This is a genomic window from Citrobacter sp. CK188, from assembly GCF_030333525.1.
Classification (GTDB): Bacteria; Pseudomonadota; Gammaproteobacteria; order Enterobacterales; family Enterobacteriaceae; genus Citrobacter_B; species Citrobacter_B koseri.
In genome coordinates this window covers 212084-229825 of record NZ_JAOWFU010000029.1, presented here as the reverse complement: position 1 = coordinate 229825, position 17742 = coordinate 212084, and the positions used below count along the sequence as shown (strand labels likewise).

At 54.0% G+C, this 17742-nt stretch carries 14 protein-coding genes and 1 pseudogene; 11 read left to right on the top strand and 4 right to left on the bottom strand.

Going from position 1 to position 17742, the window contains the following annotated elements; genetic code table 11:
- Entirely contained in the window at positions 1-939 is a 939-nt protein-coding gene (gene fruK, locus OGV67_RS06400; protein WP_012131592.1) for a 1-phosphofructokinase, read from the bottom strand.
- Positions 939-2069 (bottom strand): fused PTS fructose transporter subunit IIA/HPr protein, encoded by a 1131-nt coding sequence (gene fruB, locus OGV67_RS06395; protein ID WP_058669427.1) that lies wholly within the window; start codon positions 2067-2069, stop codon positions 939-941. Before fruB ends, fruK begins: the two co-directional genes overlap by 1 nt.
- A gap of 369 nt (positions 2070-2438) precedes the next feature.
- Here fruB and setB point away from each other — a divergent pair, with 369 nt between their 5' ends.
- On the top strand, positions 2439-3620 hold the full coding sequence (setB, locus tag OGV67_RS06390; protein ID WP_047462472.1) for a sugar efflux transporter SetB: 1182 nt from the start codon (positions 2439-2441) through the stop codon (positions 3618-3620).
- On the opposite strand, the gene OGV67_RS06385 is transcribed toward setB, so the two are convergent.
- A complete protein-coding gene (locus OGV67_RS06385; protein ID WP_024130170.1) occupies positions 3617-3871 on the bottom strand; it encodes a YkgJ family cysteine cluster protein in 255 nt (84 codons plus the stop codon). The two genes, setB and OGV67_RS06385, sit on opposite strands and share 4 nt — an antisense overlap.
- Before the next feature lie 152 nt (positions 3872-4023).
- On the opposite strand from OGV67_RS06385, the gene yeiP reads away from it, so the two are divergent.
- Complete coding sequence (gene yeiP / locus OGV67_RS06380; RefSeq protein WP_012131588.1) at positions 4024-4596, top strand: elongation factor P-like protein YeiP; 573 nt, start codon at positions 4024-4026, stop codon at positions 4594-4596.
- A 67-nt stretch (positions 4597-4663) separates the two neighbouring features.
- Here yeiP and uxuA read toward each other — a convergent pair whose 3' ends face one another.
- Entirely contained in the window at positions 4664-5854 is a 1191-nt protein-coding gene (uxuA, locus tag OGV67_RS06375; protein ID WP_012131587.1) for a mannonate dehydratase, read from the bottom strand.
- A 204-nt stretch (positions 5855-6058) separates the two neighbouring features.
- On the opposite strand from uxuA, the gene OGV67_RS06370 reads away from it, so the two are divergent.
- From OGV67_RS06370 to yejF, 9 genes and pseudogenes are all read left to right on the top strand, one after another.
- Positions 6059-7525, top strand: a complete 1467-nt coding sequence (locus OGV67_RS06370) for a mannitol dehydrogenase family protein (RefSeq protein ID WP_115614679.1) — start codon at positions 6059-6061, stop codon at positions 7523-7525.
- A gap of 119 nt (positions 7526-7644) precedes the next feature.
- Entirely contained in the window at positions 7645-8631 is a 987-nt protein-coding gene (locus OGV67_RS06365) for a CobW family GTP-binding protein (protein ID WP_012131585.1), read from the top strand.
- 28 nt (positions 8632-8659) lie between these two features.
- A complete protein-coding gene (locus tag OGV67_RS06360) occupies positions 8660-9379 on the top strand; it encodes a phosphatase PAP2 family protein (protein ID WP_115614678.1) in 720 nt (239 codons plus the stop codon).
- A 413-nt stretch (positions 9380-9792) separates the two neighbouring features.
- Positions 9793-10362, top strand: coding sequence for a bifunctional murein DD-endopeptidase/murein LD-carboxypeptidase (gene mepS, locus OGV67_RS06355; RefSeq protein WP_012131581.1), 570 nt, complete (start codon positions 9793-9795; stop codon positions 10360-10362).
- 188 nt (positions 10363-10550) lie between these two features.
- Positions 10551-12107, top strand: coding sequence for a cyclic di-GMP phosphodiesterase (locus OGV67_RS06350; RefSeq protein WP_104868436.1), 1557 nt, complete (start codon positions 10551-10553; stop codon positions 12105-12107).
- A 109-nt stretch (positions 12108-12216) separates the two neighbouring features.
- Positions 12217-14031 carry an extracellular solute-binding protein gene (locus tag OGV67_RS06345; RefSeq protein WP_115614677.1) on the top strand — a complete coding sequence of 605 codons (1815 nt, stop codon included), beginning with the start codon at positions 12217-12219 and terminating at the stop codon, positions 14029-14031.
- Positions 14032-15126 carry a microcin C ABC transporter permease YejB gene (locus OGV67_RS06340; RefSeq protein ID WP_012131578.1) on the top strand — a complete coding sequence of 365 codons (1095 nt, stop codon included), beginning with the start codon at positions 14032-14034 and terminating at the stop codon, positions 15124-15126. It begins immediately after the preceding gene.
- Positions 15126-16149: pseudogene (locus OGV67_RS06335) on the top strand (ABC transporter permease). Before OGV67_RS06340 ends, OGV67_RS06335 begins: the two are co-directional and overlap by 1 nt.
- A 1-nt stretch (position 16150) precedes the next feature.
- Positions 16151-17740, top strand: a complete 1590-nt coding sequence (gene yejF, locus OGV67_RS06330) for a microcin C ABC transporter ATP-binding protein YejF (RefSeq protein ID WP_115614676.1) — start codon at positions 16151-16153, stop codon at positions 17738-17740.
- The last annotated feature ends 2 nt before the right edge of the window (positions 17741-17742 follow it).

Below are 17742 nucleotides of genomic sequence, written 5' to 3'. Positions count from 1 at the left end.
TCAGTTAAACGGTTTTAAGTCGACGCGCGCCATCATTGCGGCCAACTGAGGACGATCGGTAATGCCCACATTGCTCTGGCTTACCGCAAGCGCGGCAACGGCTGTCGCCAGACGCAACGTATGTTCACTGGATTCACGCATCAGCAGGCCGTAAATCAGACCGCCAACCATAGAATCCCCTGCACCTACGGTACTCACCACATCAACGGACGGTGGCTTCGCAATCCATTCGCCGGATGCGTTCACCCACAGCGCCCCTTCCGCACCGAGAGAGATCACCACATGCGCAATACCTTGCTCACGCAGGGCGTGCGCCGCGTCGATCACATCTTTCATTTCCGGCAGCTTACGGCCTGCCCAGATTTCTAATTCACGACGGTTCGGTTTCACCAGCCACGGCGCCGCTTTCAGACCCGCCACCAACGCTTCACGACTACTATCAAAGATAATGCATGGGCACTGGCTACGCAGACGCGTCATCCAGTCGGTAAACGCTTCCGGGCTGACGCCTGTCGGCAAGCTGCCGCTGACGCAGACCATATCGAACTGACCCAGCCAGCTCAGCGAATCGTTCACAAAACGTTCCCAGTCAGCCGGAGTCACGTCAAAACCGGAGAAGTTAAAGTCGGTCACTTCACCGTCTTTTTCCGTCAGCTTAACGTTGATGCGGGTACGCCCCTGCACCACCTGAAAACGGTTGGCAATGCCCAGCTCGCTGAACAACTGCTGGAAACCGTCCTGGTTGTCTTTACCCAGGAAACCGCCAACCGTGACATCAATACCTAAATCTTTCAGAACCCTGGCAACGTTGATGCCTTTACCCGCCGCATGCAGACCCGTGGTTTTCACCAGGTTCACTTCGCCGCGTTCAATCTCCGGGCAGAAACCGACCAGGTCGTATGCCGGATTAAGGGTGATAGTAGCAACACGTCTGCTCATTACGCGCCCTCCCCAAGACCAGCGGCAATGGCGTCGCCAATCGCTTTCAGCGCCTGTTCAGCATCTTCGCCCTGCGCCGTAAAGCGCAGGCGATGGCCTTTCTTCACGCCTAACGCCACCACTTTCATCAAACTGCGTCCATTTGCCGGTTTTCCGGTTCCATCAAGGTTTGCCACGGTAATTTCGCTATTAAATTGTTTAATGGTATTCACCAGCATGGTGCCCGGACGGGCGTGTAAGCCATGCTCATTGCGCACGACAAATTCAGCGCTCAACACGTCGTCAGTCAATGCTTCATCGCTGGTCAGCAGCGCCAGCACGGTGGCGGCATCCGCTTTCAGCAAACGGTCAGCTTTATTGTTCAGCAGCAGATCGCCAAGGCGCTTCAGCACGGCGACGGGCTGATCGTCATTCATCGCGACGGTCACCAGCAACGCAGCCGCTTCGCCCTCTACGTCAAACGCCGTAGCCGCACGGCTCACAGCGATAGCGCTGCGCAGGTTGCCGTCCGCGCTGTCGTTCAGCCAGATGCCCTGGCCGAGATTCATCGGCTGTTCATTGATGGTTCTGGCGACAAACGCGGCATCCACAGCGCCTGCTTCTTTCAGGCGCGCGGCGTTCAGCGCCTGTAGCGTCACCAGGTCGCTGGCCACCACATCCAGCGTCAGGGTGTCGTTATCCAGCTTCAGCTGTTCGCTCTGTTTTTCACCCATCAGCAACGCGCGCAGTTCTTCTGCCGTCGTGGCGGATTTCAGCTGTTCAGCCACAGCGTCATCGCTTAATACGTGCGTCAGCTGACGCAGCAACCCGAGATGCTCATCGGAGCTGGCGGCAATACCAATCGCCACATAGGCCACTTGCCCTTCGCCCCAGGTTACGCCCTGCGGAAACTGGAACACCTGCACGCCAGTTTTCAGCACCTGATCGCGCGTGTCGGTCGTTCCGTGCGGAATGGCGATACCGTTGCCAAGGAAAGTGGATGTCTGTTGCTCACGCGCCAGCATGCCGTCGACGTAGCCGTCTGCGACGTTGCCCGCCTGCACTAACGCAGCGGCAACCTGACGAATGGCCTCTTCTTTGTTTCCGGCCTGTTCGCCCGGATGAATGTCCTGAACCGATAACTGGAACATAGTTCTCCTCTCCTGCTGAACTTGAAACGATTCAGCTAACATGAGAAAAAAGGCGCTAATCTGACTTGTAATCAAAAACAAAATAGCGCTGAAACGTTTCAAGAAGTCTTGCGCTTTCTGCTTCAGCACGCAAGTAAAGTCGTAAAATTGATGACAGAATTTAGAGATAAAGCACACTTTTCATTCAGGCAGGTAATAAATGCTGAAGTGAATTGCCCGTAAAACGATCTGTTTCAGCACCGTCAGCATCTTCCCTTCATAGACTGAAATGCTATTTTGATTTTTTGTGGCGATTTTGATTTGGGCACCTGTTTATTTCCTGACGAGCGGCGTAAACTCCGCGTCTCTTCACACCACTGATACAGAAACATGCATAACACCCCCGTTGCCGCCACACCAAAAACGTTTGATTTGACGTCTTCGGCATTCCTGCTCGTCGCGTTTCTGACGGGTATCGCCGGTGCGTTACAGACGCCGACGCTCAGTCTTTTTCTGACGGATGAGGTACACGCTCGTCCGGGCATGGTTGGCTTCTTTTTTACTGGCAGCGCCGTTATCGGCATTCTGGTGAGCCAGTTTCTGGCCGGGCGCTCCGACAAAAAAGGCGATCGCAAAAGCCTGATCGTTTTTTGCTGTGTGCTGGGCATGTTGGCCTGCGTGCTGTTTGCCTGGAACCGCAACTATTTTATTTTGCTGTTCGTCGGCGTTTTCCTGAGTAGTTTTGGTTCGACCGCGAACCCGCAAATGTTCGCCCTTGCCCGCGAACATGCCGATCGCACCGGTCGCGAAGCCGTGATGTTCAGCTCGATATTGCGCGCCCAGGTTTCGCTGGCGTGGGTGATCGGGCCGCCGCTGGCCTATGCGCTGGCGATGGGGTTCAGCTTTACCGTGATGTACCTGAGCGCGGCGGCGGCGTTTGTCGTCTGTGGCGTAATGGTCTGGTTGTTTTTACCGTCAATGCGTAAAGATGCGCCGCTTGCTGCCGGAACCCTTGAAGCGCCGCGCCGTAATCGCCGCGATACGCTGCTGCTTTTTGTTATCTGCACATTAATGTGGGGAACCAACAGCCTCTATATCATTAATATGCCGCTGTTTATCATTAACGAACTGCATCTGCCGGAAAAACTTGCCGGCGTCATGATGGGGACTGCCGCCGGGCTGGAAATTCCCACCATGTTGATTGCAGGTTATTTTGCTAAACGGCTGGGAAAACGCCTGCTGATGCGGATCGCCATCGTGGCGGGGTTTTGTTTTTACGCGGGTATGCTGCTGGCGCACTCGCCTGTCGTTCTGCTCGGCTTGCAGTTGCTGAACGCAATTTACATCGGCATTCTCGGCGGCATCGGGATGCTCTATTTTCAGGATCTGATGCCCGGCCAGGCGGGTTCAGCAACCACGCTGTATACCAATACCATCCGCGTAGGCTGGATTATCGCCGGATCGCTGGCGGGGATTGCGGCGGAAATCTGGAATTACCACGCCGTATTCTGGTTTGCGCTGGTGATGGCTCTCGCGACGATGGTTTGTCTGGCACGCATTAAAGACGTTTAAGGCGCTGTGAGCGTTTCCAGTTCAATGAGGTAGATCATTGCCTGCGCCCTTGTCTGACCGCACATATCGGCGCTGGGTTGCAGGCCTGCGCAGACCTTTGGACGCAGCGGCGAACCGAAGATCTTACAGCGTTGATGTTCATCAAGCTGGACGCACGGCGTGTTTGCGGGTTTACCGTCAGGCATACCCGGAATGGGACTGGAGATTGAAGGCGCGGTGCAACATGCTCCGCAATCCGGGCGGCATTCCATACAGTATTCTCTATTCGTAAGCCACCGGACTGGAAGTGGGCGAACAGTATACACAAAATCATCCGGGATATGTGAATTCCACTTGCCTGAATCGCCCGGCGCGAGTAGTTTGACGCGATATTTTAGACATTCTCTACAACAGGATTTTTTCGATGCCAAGAGCGAACGAAATTAAAAAAGGTATGGTACTGAACTACAACGGCAAACTGCTGATTGTAAAAGATATTGATATTCAGTCACCGACCGCCCGCGGTGCCGCGACGCTGTACAAAATGCGTTTTTCCGACGTCCGTACGGGTCTGAAAGTCGAAGAGCGTTTCAAAGGCGACGACATCGTTGATACCGTCACCCTGAGCCGCCGTGGCGTCGATTTCTCTTATATCGACGGCAACGAATATGTGTTCATGGATAAAGAAGACTATACCCCGTATACCTTCACCAAAGATCAGATTGAAGAAGAGCTGCTGTTTATTCCTGAAGGCGGAATGCCGGATATGCAGGTGCTGACCTGGGACGGTCAGTTGCTGGCGCTCGAACTGCCGCAGACGGTTGATCTGGAAATCGTGGAAACCGCACCGGGCATTAAAGGCGCGTCAGCCAGCGCCCGCAACAAACCCGCAACGCTGAGCACCGGTCTGGTGATTCAGGTGCCGGAATACCTGAGCGCCGGTGAAAAAATCCGTATTCACATTGAAGAACGCCGCTACATGGGCCGCGCGGACTAAGCGCCCGTCGCCGACGCACCAACAAAAAAGGACAGCCAGGGCTGTCCTTTTTTATGACCAACAAGTGTTACAGCAAATCGCGGAACTGGGTCTTTTTCAGCGCCAGTTCAACGCCTCGAATTTCCGCCAGCCCTTTCAGACGACCAATAGCGGAGTAGCCGGGGTTGGTTTTCTTATGCAGATCGTCAAGCATCTGATGACCGTGATCCGGGCGCATTGGGATCGGACGCAGATCGCCTGCCAGCTTACGACGCTGTTCTTCCGTAAGAATTGCGGTAATCACCGCGACCATATCGACATCCCCTTGCAAATGCGCGCCTTCGTGGAAGGTTTTCGGGTTATCTTCACGGCAGGTTGAGCGTAAATGGGTAAAGTGAATGCGGTCGCCAAACGTCTCGATCATTTTCACCAGGTCGTTATCCGCGCGTACGCCGTACGAACCGGTACACATGGTGAACCCGTTGTTAATGCTGTCTACGGTTTCTTTCAGCCACTGCATATCTTCAATGGTAGAAACGATGCGCGGCAGGCCGAGGATGGGGCGCGGCGGATCGTCAGGATGCACCGCCAGGCGCACGCCGACTTCTTCTGCCACCGGCACAATCGCACGCAGGAATACCGCCATATTTTCGCGTAAATCCTCTTTGCTGATACCGTTATATTCCGCCAGACGCGCACGGAACTGATCCAGCGTATAACCCTCTTCAGCGCCAGGCAGCCCGGCGATAATATTCCGGGTCAGTTTTTCGATATCCGCAGCGCTCATGGCGTTGAAGTAGTCCAGCGCCTGGCGCTGCTCTTCTTCGCTGTAGTCCGCTTGCGCGCCGTCACGCTTCAGGATGTGCAGTTCGAAAGCCGCAAAGGCAATCTGATCGAAACGCAGCGCTCTGGAACCATCGGGCAACGGATATTCAAGGTCGGTACGCGTCCAGTCGAGAATCGGCATAAAGTTGTAGCACACGGTATCAATACCGCAGGCGGCCAGATTACGGATGCTTTGCTGATAATTTGCAATCCAGGTCTGGTACTGCCCGGAGCGTGTTTTAATCTCTTCATGCACCGGAATACTTTCGACAACAGACCAGGTCAGCCCTTTCTCAGCCAGAATGGCCTGGCGCTTTTTAATCTCTTCAACCGGCCACACATCACCGTTCGGAATGTGGTGCAATGCCGTCACAACCCCCGTTGCGCCAGCCTGACGCACATCATCAAGCGATACCGGATCGTTAGGCCCGTACCAACGCCAGGTTTGTTCCATTGCTTCACCTCACAAGTTGTTATACCAAATTAGTTTACCTGAGTGATGACTACCATACAGGTATCGCGTAAATGGTCAACGCAGGGCGCATGATTGATTGATCCAGCTCACAATCCCCGGATAAATGCGGCATACCAATTCAATTTGGTGTCATATAACTTTACACTACCATTGTTAATTAATGGTTAATCAGGTGTGTTCTTAATGAAGACTATTGCCTCTGCCCCACTCCCGAAAGGCGTACAGACGCCCCGCTACGATCGACAACAACTACAAACCCGGATTGTGCACTTCGGTTTTGGCGCGTTTCACCGCGCCCATCAGGCATTATTGACCGACAGAGTGCTGAATGCGCAAGGCGGAGACTGGGGGATCTGCGAGATCAGCCTGTTCAGCGGCGATCGCCTGATGAGCCAGCTTCGCGAGCAGAATCACTTGTACACCGTGCTGGAAAAAGGCGCGAACGGCAATCAGGCGATTATCGTCGGCGCGGTCAAGGAGTGCCTGAACGCAAAGCTGGATTCGCTTGCCGCTATTATCGAAAAGTTCTGCGAGCCGCAGGTGGCGATAGTGTCACTCACTATCACCGAAAAAGGATATTGCATCGATCCGGCAACCGGTTCGCTCGACGTGTCAAACCCGCGCATTATTCACGATATGCAACACCCCACGGAGCCGCACTCGGCGCCGGGGATTCTTGTGGAGGCTCTGCATCGTCGGCGTGAGCGCGGGTTGTCGCCTTTCACGGTTCTCTCCTGCGATAACATCCCGGATAACGGCCATGTGGTTAAAAACGCCGTTCTGGGCATGGCGGAAAAACGCGCGGCGGAGCTGGCGGCGTGGATTCAGCAGCACGTCAGCTTCCCGGGAACGATGGTAGACAGAATCGTGCCTGCCGCCACAGAGGAGTCGCTGGACGAAATTACCCGCGAGCTGGGCGTCGCCGATCCCTGCGCCATCAGTTGTGAACCGTTTATACAGTGGGTCATTGAAGATAACTTTGTGGCAGGCCGCCCGCAGTGGGAAGTCGCTGGCGTGCAGATGGTTGATGACGTGCTGCCCTGGGAGCAAATGAAACTACGCATGCTCAACGGCAGCCATTCGTTCCTTGCGTATCTCGGCTATCTGGCCGGATTCCAGCACATCAGCGATTGTATGCAGGACAGCGCGTTTCGCGAGGCCGCTTACCGCCTGATGATGAATGAACAGGCGCCGACATTGCGCATCACCAACGTCGATTTATCCCGCTATGCCGCCAGCCTGATTGAACGCTTCGCCAATCCGGCGCTGAAGCACCGGACCTGGCAAATCGCGATGGACGGCAGCCAGAAATTACCGCAGCGGATGCTGGAAGGCATTCGCGAACATCTGGCGCGTGGGAGTGACTGGCCGCTGCTAGCGCTGGGCGTCGCAGGCTGGATGCGCTACGTCAGCGGCGTGGACGACGCTGGTGCAACGATTGATATTCGGGACCCGCTCAGTGAAAAAATTCGCCTGCTTGTTGAAAGCAGCAGTGACGCGGAGCGGGTTAGCGCGCTGCTGTCGTTGCAGGAGGTTTTCGGCACAGATCTCGTGAAAAATCCCCTGTTTGTGCAAACCATTGAGCAAGCCTGGCGGCGCATTGCGCAACATGGCGCGCATCAGGCGGTCATTGATACGTTAAAAAATTAACAATTTCTGTCTTTCCAGCGGACGAAAAAATTCTTCGTCCGCTCTGCCCTTCTCTTTTTCGTTTTTTTTCGCCAGGATTAGCACGAGCCGTTACGGCATATCATTATTCTGGAGCAGACGTGACCAAAACCAACCTCATTACCGGCTTTCTCGGCAGTGGAAAAACAACCTCTATTCTTCATCTGTTAGCCAACAAAGATCCTGCGGAAAAATGGGCCGTGCTGGTCAACGAATTTGGCGAAGTGGGCATTGACGGCGCACTGCTTGCGGACAGCGGCGCATTGCTGAAAGAGATCCCCGGTGGTTGCATGTGTTGCGTGAACGGCTTACCAATGCAGGTGGGGTTAAATACCCTGCTGCGCCAGGGCAAGCCGGATCGCTTGCTGATCGAACCGACAGGACTTGGTCATCCGAAGCAGATCCTCGATTTGTTAACCGCGCCGGTTTACGAGCCGTGGATCGACCTGCGCGCCACGCTGTGCATCCTTGATCCGCGTTTACTGCTGGATGAAAAGAGCGTCGCCAACGAAAACTTCCGCGACCAGCTGGCTGCCGCCGATGTCATCGTCGCGAATAAAACCGATCGCGCTACGCCGGAAAGCGAAAGCGCCCTGCAAACCTGGTGGCAACAGTACGGCGACAATCGTCAACTGGTTCATGCCGACCACGGGCAAATCAACGGACAGCTGCTGGATTTACCGCGCCAGAACCTGGCGGAACTGCCCGCCAGCGCCGCCCACACGCACCAGCATGCCGAAAGAAAAGGGCTCGCCGCGCTTAGCCTGCCGGCGCAACAGCGCTGGCGTCGCAGCCTGAACAGCGGCCAGGGACATCAGGCCTGCGGCTGGATTTTTGATGCAGATACCGTGTTCGACACCATCGGCCTGCTCGAATGGGCGCGCCTCGCGCCGGTTGGACGAGTGAAAGGCGTTATGCGCATTAAGGAGGGTCTGGTGCGTATTAATCGTCAGGGCGACGATCTTCATATTGAGACCCAAAACGTCGCGCCGCCGGACAGCCGCATCGAACTCATCTCAGACCGTGAAACAGACTGGAACACATTACAGACCGCATTGTTGAAGCTTCGTTTAGCCGAGGACGCGTAAGGTTGCCTCCGTTTTACTGAATGGCGAGATGATAATGAAAACCCGGTATCCCCTCATACTGCTGATTAACGCTGCGGGTCTGGCGTTGTTTTTGTCGTGGTATATTCCAGTCAATCACGGATTCTGGTCTCCTCTCGACGCGAACATTTTCCACTTCTTTAACCAGAAGCTGGTTGAAAGCCGCGCATTTCTCTGGCTGGTGGCGATCACCAATAACCGGGCGTTTGATGGTTGCGCGCTGCTGGCGATGGGCTGCCTGATGCTGAGTTTCTGGTTAAAAGAGACCCCGGCGGGCCGTCGGCGTATTATCATCATCGGCCTGGTGATGCTTTTATCTGCGGTTGTGGTGAATCAGTTAGGTCAGGCGTTTATTCCGGTCAAACGCGCCAGCCCTACGCTGACGCTTGAAAATATTCACCGCGTCAGCGATCTCCTGCATATTCCCACCAAGGATGCGTCAAAAGACAGTTTCCCTGGCGATCACGGAATGATGCTGCTTATTTTTTCCGCATTTATGCTGCGTTATTTCGGAAAAGTCGCAGGTTTCATCGCCCTTATTATATTTGTGGTTTTTGCCTTTCCGCGCGTAATGATCGGCGCCCACTGGTTCACGGATATTGCGGTCGGTTCGCTGACAACGGTGCTGATTGGATTGCCCTGGCTGTTAATGACGTCGTTCAGCAATCGCGTGATACGGTTTTTCGATAATTATCTGCCCGGTAAAAACAAACAAAATTTAAACAAATAAATCACATCAATTAACATCGTCATCAGAGAGCGTTCTCACTCCTGATGGCGATCGTCGATTATTTCCCGCCCCGCCGTCATCTTCCTGTCATCTTCTTCCCGTTGAAAATGAACGCATTGCCTGTTATTCGCCTCATTTGCGTTTAATTTAGCCAATGCCACTAATTCACTTTCAGTATCATAATTTCTTATAAAAAATCCCGCCAAACTGCTCGCAATGGCAGCAACGATCGGGTAATCTTAAACTCGTTTTGCCTCGCTGGATAATTATTCTCTTTGCGAATAAATTTGTGCGTTCCGCCACAGATTTGACCTTAAAGAATTGTCTCATTGTGCGCAGGTAATTAGTCTCGTCACGTTTGGCATTTTTATAACGATATTTGTCGTTAAGGACTTCAAGGGAAAACAAACAACATGGTCAGGTCTCAACCGATTTTGAGATATATCCTGCGGGGAATTCCCGCGATTGCAGTGGCGGTTCTGCTTTCTGCATGTAGCACTACAAATACCGCAAAGAACGTGCATTCTGAGACGCATGCTGTGGGCAATGGAGATAACTCTTCACTGCAAGCCTCTCAGGATGAATTTGAAAATATGGTGCGTAACCTCGATGTTAAATCGCGGATTATGGATCAGTATGCTGACTGGAAAGGCGTGCGTTACCGCCTTGGCGGCAGCACCAAAAAAGGTGTCGATTGTTCCAGCTTTGTACAGCGTACATTCCGTGAACAATTTGGTTTAGAACTGCCTCGCTCAACCTATGAGCAGCAGGAAATGGGCAAATCCGTTTCGCGCAATAACCTGCGCACGGGCGATCTGGTTCTGTTCCGCGCCGGTTCGACGGGCCGTCATGTAGGCATCTACATCGGCAACAACCAGTTTGTTCATGCGTCTACCAGTAGCGGCGTTATTATTTCCAGCATGAACGAGCCTTACTGGAAAAAACGTTACAACGAAGGGCGCCGGGTTCTGAGCCGCAGTTAATTTTTCGTCTGACCGCTATCCCTTGGCAATCCTGACGAGACACATAAAAAGCACTGCTTCGGCGGTGCTTTTTTTGCGTTCTATCGCATCCCTGTAGAAAAGTATGACGATGCGGTTTAATCCAGGTTATAGTCTTTTAAATCAAGCATTTTAATCGCATTCGGTTACCTCAGGTAGAACCAGTAACTATGTTCACACGCGCCTCCTCGTCCTCGCGAAAAATCCTGCTCACCTGCATTCTCACAGGGGTCATCGTCGCGTTACTTATCAGTAGCCTGCAATTTTTAATGTCATGGCATAAACGTGAAGTCAAATACGACACGCTGATATCCGACGTACAACATTATCTGGTGAGCTACTTCGCCGACCTTAAAGCCACGACGGATGTGTTACAGCCCCTGACGCTTAATGACTGCCAGCAAGTCTCTTCCGAGCTGACCTCCCGCGCCGCTTTTAGCCTGAATGTGCGCGCCTTTTTGCTCGTCAAAGACAAAATCGCCTTCTGCTCGTCGGCAACCGGATCGATGGACACGCCGCTTACCGACCTGGTATCCAATATCGACATCCGCAAAGAGATTGATATGGCGATACTTCCCGGCACGCCGATGATGCCGGATAAACCAGCGATGGCGATTTGGTATCGCAACCCGTTATTAAAAGAGAGCGGCGTATTTACCTCGCTGAATATCAACCTGACGCCCTACCTTATTTACACCGCCCGACAGGAAGATTTTGATGGCATCGCATTAATTATTGGCGATACCGTGCTCTCGACGTTTTCTTCGCATTTAATGACCGTGGAAGAGCTGTCGGGTACGCCTTCGCGCCAGGCGACAATAAAAGGGCTGCCGCTGAAGATACAGTTATACGCCGACAGCTGGACCTATAACGACGTGGGCTATGCCCTGCTGCTGGGCAGTATGAGCGGTATCATCGCCGCCCTGCTCTGCTACTACATCAGCTCTATCCGCCTGAAGCCGGGGCGAGAGATCCTGGTGGCTATCAAGCGCGAACAATTTTATGTGGTCTATCAACCGGTCGTTGATACCCAAACGCTCAGGGTCACGGGTCTGGAAGTGCTGTTACGCTGGCGTCACCCTACGGCAGGCGAAATCCCGCCTGACGCGTTTATTCATTACGCAGAAGCCCAGCAGCTTATTGTGCCGCTCACCCAGCATCTGTTTAAACTCGTGGCGCGCGACGCCCCCGCGTTGCAGAAGGTACTGCCTGTCGGGGCAAAGTTTGGCATCAATATCGCGCCTGACCACCTGCACAGCAACAGCTTTAAAGAGGACATCCGTCTCCTGGCGGAATCCTTACCGCCGCATCATTTTCAGATCGTACTGGAAATTACCGAACGCGATATGCTCAATCAACATGAAGCGGCTAAATTATTTGAGTGGCTGCACTGTGCTGGATTCGAAATCGCAATTGATGATTTTGGCACCGGCCATAGCGCCCTCATCTATCTGGAACGCTTTACGCTGGACTACCTGAAAATCGACCGGGGCTTTATTAATGCGATTGGTACGGAAACCGTGACCTCTCCAGTTCTGGATGCGGTTTTGATGCTCTCTAAGCGCCTGCATATGCTGACCGTTGCGGAAGGAGTGGAAACCCCGGAGCAGGCCCGATGGCTACGCGATCATGGCGTCAACTTCCTCCAGGGGTACTGGATTAGCCGCCCTTTAGCGCTTGAGGACTTCGTTCACTGGATGAATACCCGGCCCGCGCCGAAATGGTGACGGCACTCTTCTGCCCGAATGGATTCACAACAGAGGCTGCGTCACTTATTATTCAGGATTGACGCTTGCCTGACGGTGGCAGGTGATAAGAAAAGGAAACCATTTTCCGATGATTGCTCGCGTAATGCTTCTGTTTGTCGCCCTGGCCAGCTTTGGCGTACAGGCTCAGGCCATCAAAGAAAGTTACGCCTTTTCCGTGCTTGGCGAACCCAAATACGCCTTCAATTTTAATCATTTCGATTATGTCAATCCGGCGGCGCCAAAAGGGGGGCGGATAACGCTTTCCGCGACCGGGACATTCGATAATTTCAACCGCTATTCCATGCGCGGTAATCCTGGCGCACGTACCGAGCAGCTTTACGACACGCTTTTTACCACCTCTGACGATGAACCCGGCAGCTACTACCCGCTCATTGCCGACAACGCGCGATATGCGGAGGATTACTCCTGGGTGGAAGTGACCATCAACCCACGCGCCCGTTTTCATGATGGTTCGCCCATCACTGCCCGCGACGTCGCCTTCACCTTCCATAAATTTATGACCGAGGGCGTGCCGCAATTTCGTCTGGTGTACAAAGGCACGACCGTCAAAGCCATCGCTCCGCTTACCGTCCGCATTGAATTAGCCAAACCCGGTAAAGAGGATATGCTCAGCCTGTTTTCTTTACCGGTCATGCCGGAAAAATTCTGGAAGGCTCATAAGCTCAGCGACCCGCTCTCTAAGCCTCCTCTTGCCAGCGGCCCGTACCGCATAACCCAGTGGAAAATGGGCCAGTACATTGTCTATTCCCGGGTAAAAAACTATTGGGCTGCTAACCTGCCGGTAAACCGGGGGCGCTGGAACTTTGATACCATCCGCTACGACTACTACCTTGATGACAACGTTGCGTTTGAAGCCTTTAAGGCCGGGGCGTTTGACCTGCGTCTGGAGAATGACGCGAAAAACTGGGCGACGCGCTACACCGGTAAAAACTTCGATAACCATTACATCGTTAAAGACGAACAGAAAAATGAATCCGCACAGGATACGCGCTGGCTGGCCTTTAATATTCAGCGTCCGGTATTTAACGATCGTCGCGTGCGTGAAGCGATAACCCTGGCATTTGATTTCGAATGGATGAACAAGGCATTGTTTTATAATGCCTGGAGCCGGGCAAACAGCTATTTCCAGAATACCGAGTATGCCGCCAGAAACTACCCCAGTGCGGACGAACTGGTCTTACTCGCACCCATGAAAAAGGATCTGCCGCCGGAGGTCTTTACCCGGATTTATCAGCCGCCAGTCTCAAACGGCGATGGCTACGATCGGGAAAACCTGCTGAAGGCCGATAAATTACTCACAGAGGCGGGATGGGTACTGAAAGGCCAGCGACGCGTTAACAGCGCGACCGGCAAAACGCTGAGCTTTGAACTGCTGCTTCCGGCAGGCGGCAACAGCCAGTGGGTTCTCCCCTTCCAGCATAATTTGCAGCGTCTTGGCATCACGATGAACATCCGCCAGGTTGATAACTCGCAAATCACCAACCGTATGCGCAGTCGCGACTACGACATGATGCCGCGACTGTGGCGCGCCATGCCGTGGCCCAGCTCCGATCTACAAATATCCTGGGCGTCTGAATACATTGACTCCAGCTATAACGCGCCAGGCGTGCAAAGCCCGGTCATTGATAAACTGATTGCCCAAATCATTGCCGCCCAGGGCGATAAAACAAAGCTGGTTCCCCTCGGGCGGGCGCTGGATCGGGTATTGACCTGGAATTACTACATGCTGCCAATGTGGTATATGGCGGAAGACAGGCTCGCCTGGTGGGATAAATTTTCCCATCCGGCCATTCGGCCGATCTACACCATTGGACTGGATACCTGGTGGTATGACGTCAACAAAGCGGCAAAACTTCCCGCCGCCAGACGACAGGGAGAATAAATGGGCGCCTACCTGATTCGACGTCTGTTACTGGTGATCCCGACGCTGTGGGCCATCATTACAATCAACTTTTTTATTGTCCAGATCGCACCGGGCGGCCCGGTTGACCAGGCGATCGCGGCCATTGAATTCGGCCAGTCTGGTGCCTTGCCCGGCGCCGGTAGCGAAGGCGTTCGCGCCAGCCACGCCCAGACCGGCGTAGGGAATATTAGCGACAGCCACTATCGCGGCGGACGTGGGTTAGATCCCGAGGTGATCGCGGAGATCACGCATCGCTACGGCTTTGATAAGCCTGTTCATGAGCGCTACTTTAAAATGCTCTGGGACTATGTTCGTTTCGATTTCGGCGACAGCCTGTTTCGCAGCGCATCCGTACTGACGTTAATCAAAGACAGTCTGCCCGTGTCCATTACGCTCGGATTGTGGAGTACGCTCATCATTTATCTGGTGTCGATCCCGTTGGGCATCCGCAAAGCGGTATATAACGGCAGCCGTTTCGACATCTGGAGCAGCGCTTTTATCATCGTTGGCTACGCTATCCCCGCCTTCCTGTTCGCCATCTTATTGATCGTTTTCTTTGCTGGCGGTAGCTATTACGACCTCTTCCCGCTGCGCGGCCTGGTATCCGCCAATTTTGATTCCCTGCCCTGGTATCAGAAAATTACCGACTACCTCTGGCATATCACGTTACCGGTACTGGCGACGGTGATCGGCGGGTTCGCCGCGCTGACCATGTTGACCAAAAACTCTTTTCTGGATGAAGTCCGCAAACAGTACGTTGTCACCGCGCGTGCAAAAGGGGTGAGCGAAAAAAACATTCTGTGGAAGCACGTTTTCCGCAACGCCATGCTGCTGGTAATCGCCGGTTTTCCCGCCACCTTTATCAGCATGTTTTTCACCGGTTCGCTGCTCATTGAAGTGATGTTTTCCTTAAACGGGCTGGGGTTGCTGGGCTACGAAGCGACCGTGTCACGCGACTACCCGGTAATGTTTGGCACGTTATACATTTTCACCCTGATCGGCTTGCTGCTGAATATCCTGAGCGATATCAGCTATACGCTGGTTGATCCACGCATTGATTTTGAGGGACGCTGATGCCGCGATTAAGCCCTGCAAACCAGGCCCGCTGGGCGCGTTTTCGTCATAATCGCCGGGGGTACTGGTCACTGTGGATTTTCCTGGTGCTGTTTGGCCTGAGTTTGTGCGCCGAACTGGTCGCCAACGATAAACCGCTGCTGGTGCGCTATGAGGGAAGCTGGTACTTTCCGCTGGTCAAAAACTACAGCGAAAGCGATTTCGGCGGGCCGTTCGCAACGCAGGCGGATTATCAGGACCCCTGGCTGCAAAAAGCTTGAAAACCACGGATGGGTGCTGTGGGCGCCCGTGCGTTTTGGCGCCACCAGCATCAACTTTGCCACTGATAAACCCTTCCCCTCTCCGCCGTCCACACAAAACTGGCTGGGAACCGACGCGAATGGCGGCGACGTGCTGGCGCGCATCCTCTACGGCACGCGAATCTCTATCCTGTTTGGTTTGATGCTTACCCTCTGCTCCAGCGTAATGGGCGTGCTGGCAGGCGCGTTGCAGGGGTATTACGGCGGAAAAATCGACCTGTGGGGGCAACGGTTCATCGAAGTGTGGTCAGGAATGCCGACGCTGTTTCTGATTATTCTGCTCTCAAGCGTGGTGCAACCCAATTTTTGGTGGCTGCTGGCTATTACCGTCCTGTTTGGCTGGATGAGCCTGGTCGGGGTGGTTCGCGCGGAATTCCTGCGCACGCGCAATTTCGACTACATCCGCGCCGCGCAGGCGCTGGGCGTCAGCGATCGCAGCATTATCCTGCGTCACATGCTGCCCAACGCGATGGTCGCCACGCTGACCTTTTTACCGTTCATTTTGTGCAGCTCGATTACCACATTGACGTCGCTGGATTTTCTCGGATTTGGCCTGCCGCTCGGTTCCCCTTCCCTCGGCGAATTACTCCTGCAAGGTAAAAATAATTTGCAGGCGCCGTGGCTTGGGATCACCGCGTTCCTGTCCGTCGCGGTGTTATTGTCGCTGCTGATTTTTATTGGCGAAGCAGTACGCGACGCGTTTGATCCCAACAAGGCGGTATAAGATGACGCATCCTCTGTTAACTATTGAGAATTTATCGGTAGGTTTTCGCCATCAGGAGAACGTGCGCACGGTTGTTAACGACATCTCTCTACAGGTTGACGCAGGCGAAACGCTGGCGCTGGTGGGCGAATCCGGCTCCGGTAAAAGCGTCACCGCGCTGTCGATTCTGCGGTTGCTGCCCTCTCCGCCTGCGGTGTATCTCGCGGGCGATATCCGTTTTCATGGCGAGTCATTGCTCCACGCCAGCGAGCAGACGCTGCGCGGCGTGCGGGGCAATAAAATCGCCATGATTTTTCAGGAACCGATGGTATCGCTAAACCCGTTGCATACGCTGGAAAAACAGCTCTACGAAGTGCTGTCCCTGCACCGGGGAATGCGCCGTGAGGCCGCCAGGGCCGAAATCCTGAGCTGCCTGGATCGCGTAGGGATTCGTCAGGCCGCGAAACGGCTGAGCGATTATCCCCATCAGCTCTCAGGCGGCGAACGCCAGCGCGTGATGATCGCAATGGCGTTGCTCACGCATCCTGAACTGTTAATCGCCGATGAACCCACGACCGCTCTGGATGTCTCCGTACAGGCGCAAATCCTGCAACTACTGCGTGAACTGCAACGCGAACTGAATATGGGTATGCTGTTTATCACCCATAATCTCAGCATTGTGAAAAAACTGGCGGACGCCGTGGCGGTGATGCAAAACGGACGATGCGTGGAGCAAAACCGTGCGTTGCCGTTGCTTAGCGCGCCTGAGCACCCCTATACGCAAAAGTTGCTGAACAGCGAACCCACCGGCTCCCCGGTTCCATTGCCCGGTGAGTCGTCGCCGCTGCTGGAAGTGAGCCAGCTTCGCGTCGCATTCCCGATTCGAAAAGGGGTTCTGAAACGCGTGGTGGATCATAACGTCGTGGTTAATGAAGTGAGTTTCGCGCTTCGACCCGGTGAAACGCTGGGGCTGGTCGGTGAATCCGGGTCAGGAAAAAGCACCACCGGTCTGGCCTTACTGCGGTTGATTCGTTCGCAGGGCAGCATCACTTTTGACGGCCAGCCGTTGCAAAATTTAACCCGCCGTCAGTTGCTGCCGGTTCGTCACCGTATTCAGGTGGTATTTCAGGACCCGAACTCATCGCTGAACCCCCGCCTCAACGTACTGCAAATTATTGAAGAAGGCTTACGCGTCCATCAACCGGCCCTTTCTGCCGGGCAGCGCGAAGAACAGGTTATCGCCGTCATGAAGGAAGTGGGTCTGGATGCTGAAACGCGCCATCGTTACCCGGCGGAATTTTCCGGCGGCCAGCGCCAGCGTATCGCTATCGCCAGGGCGCTAATACTGAAACCATCGCTGATTGTTCTGGATGAACCGACATCATCGCTGGACAAAACGGTTCAGGCACAAATCCTGGCGCTGTTGAAATCTTTACAACAAAAGCATCGCCTGGCTTACATTTTCATCAGCCACGATCTGCATGTTGTGCGCGCATTATGCCATCAGGTCATTGTACTGCGACAAGGAGAAGTGGTGGAACAGGGGCAATGTGAGCGTGTCTTTACCGCACCACAACAGGAGTATACGCGTCAGTTGCTCGCGCTAAGCTGACG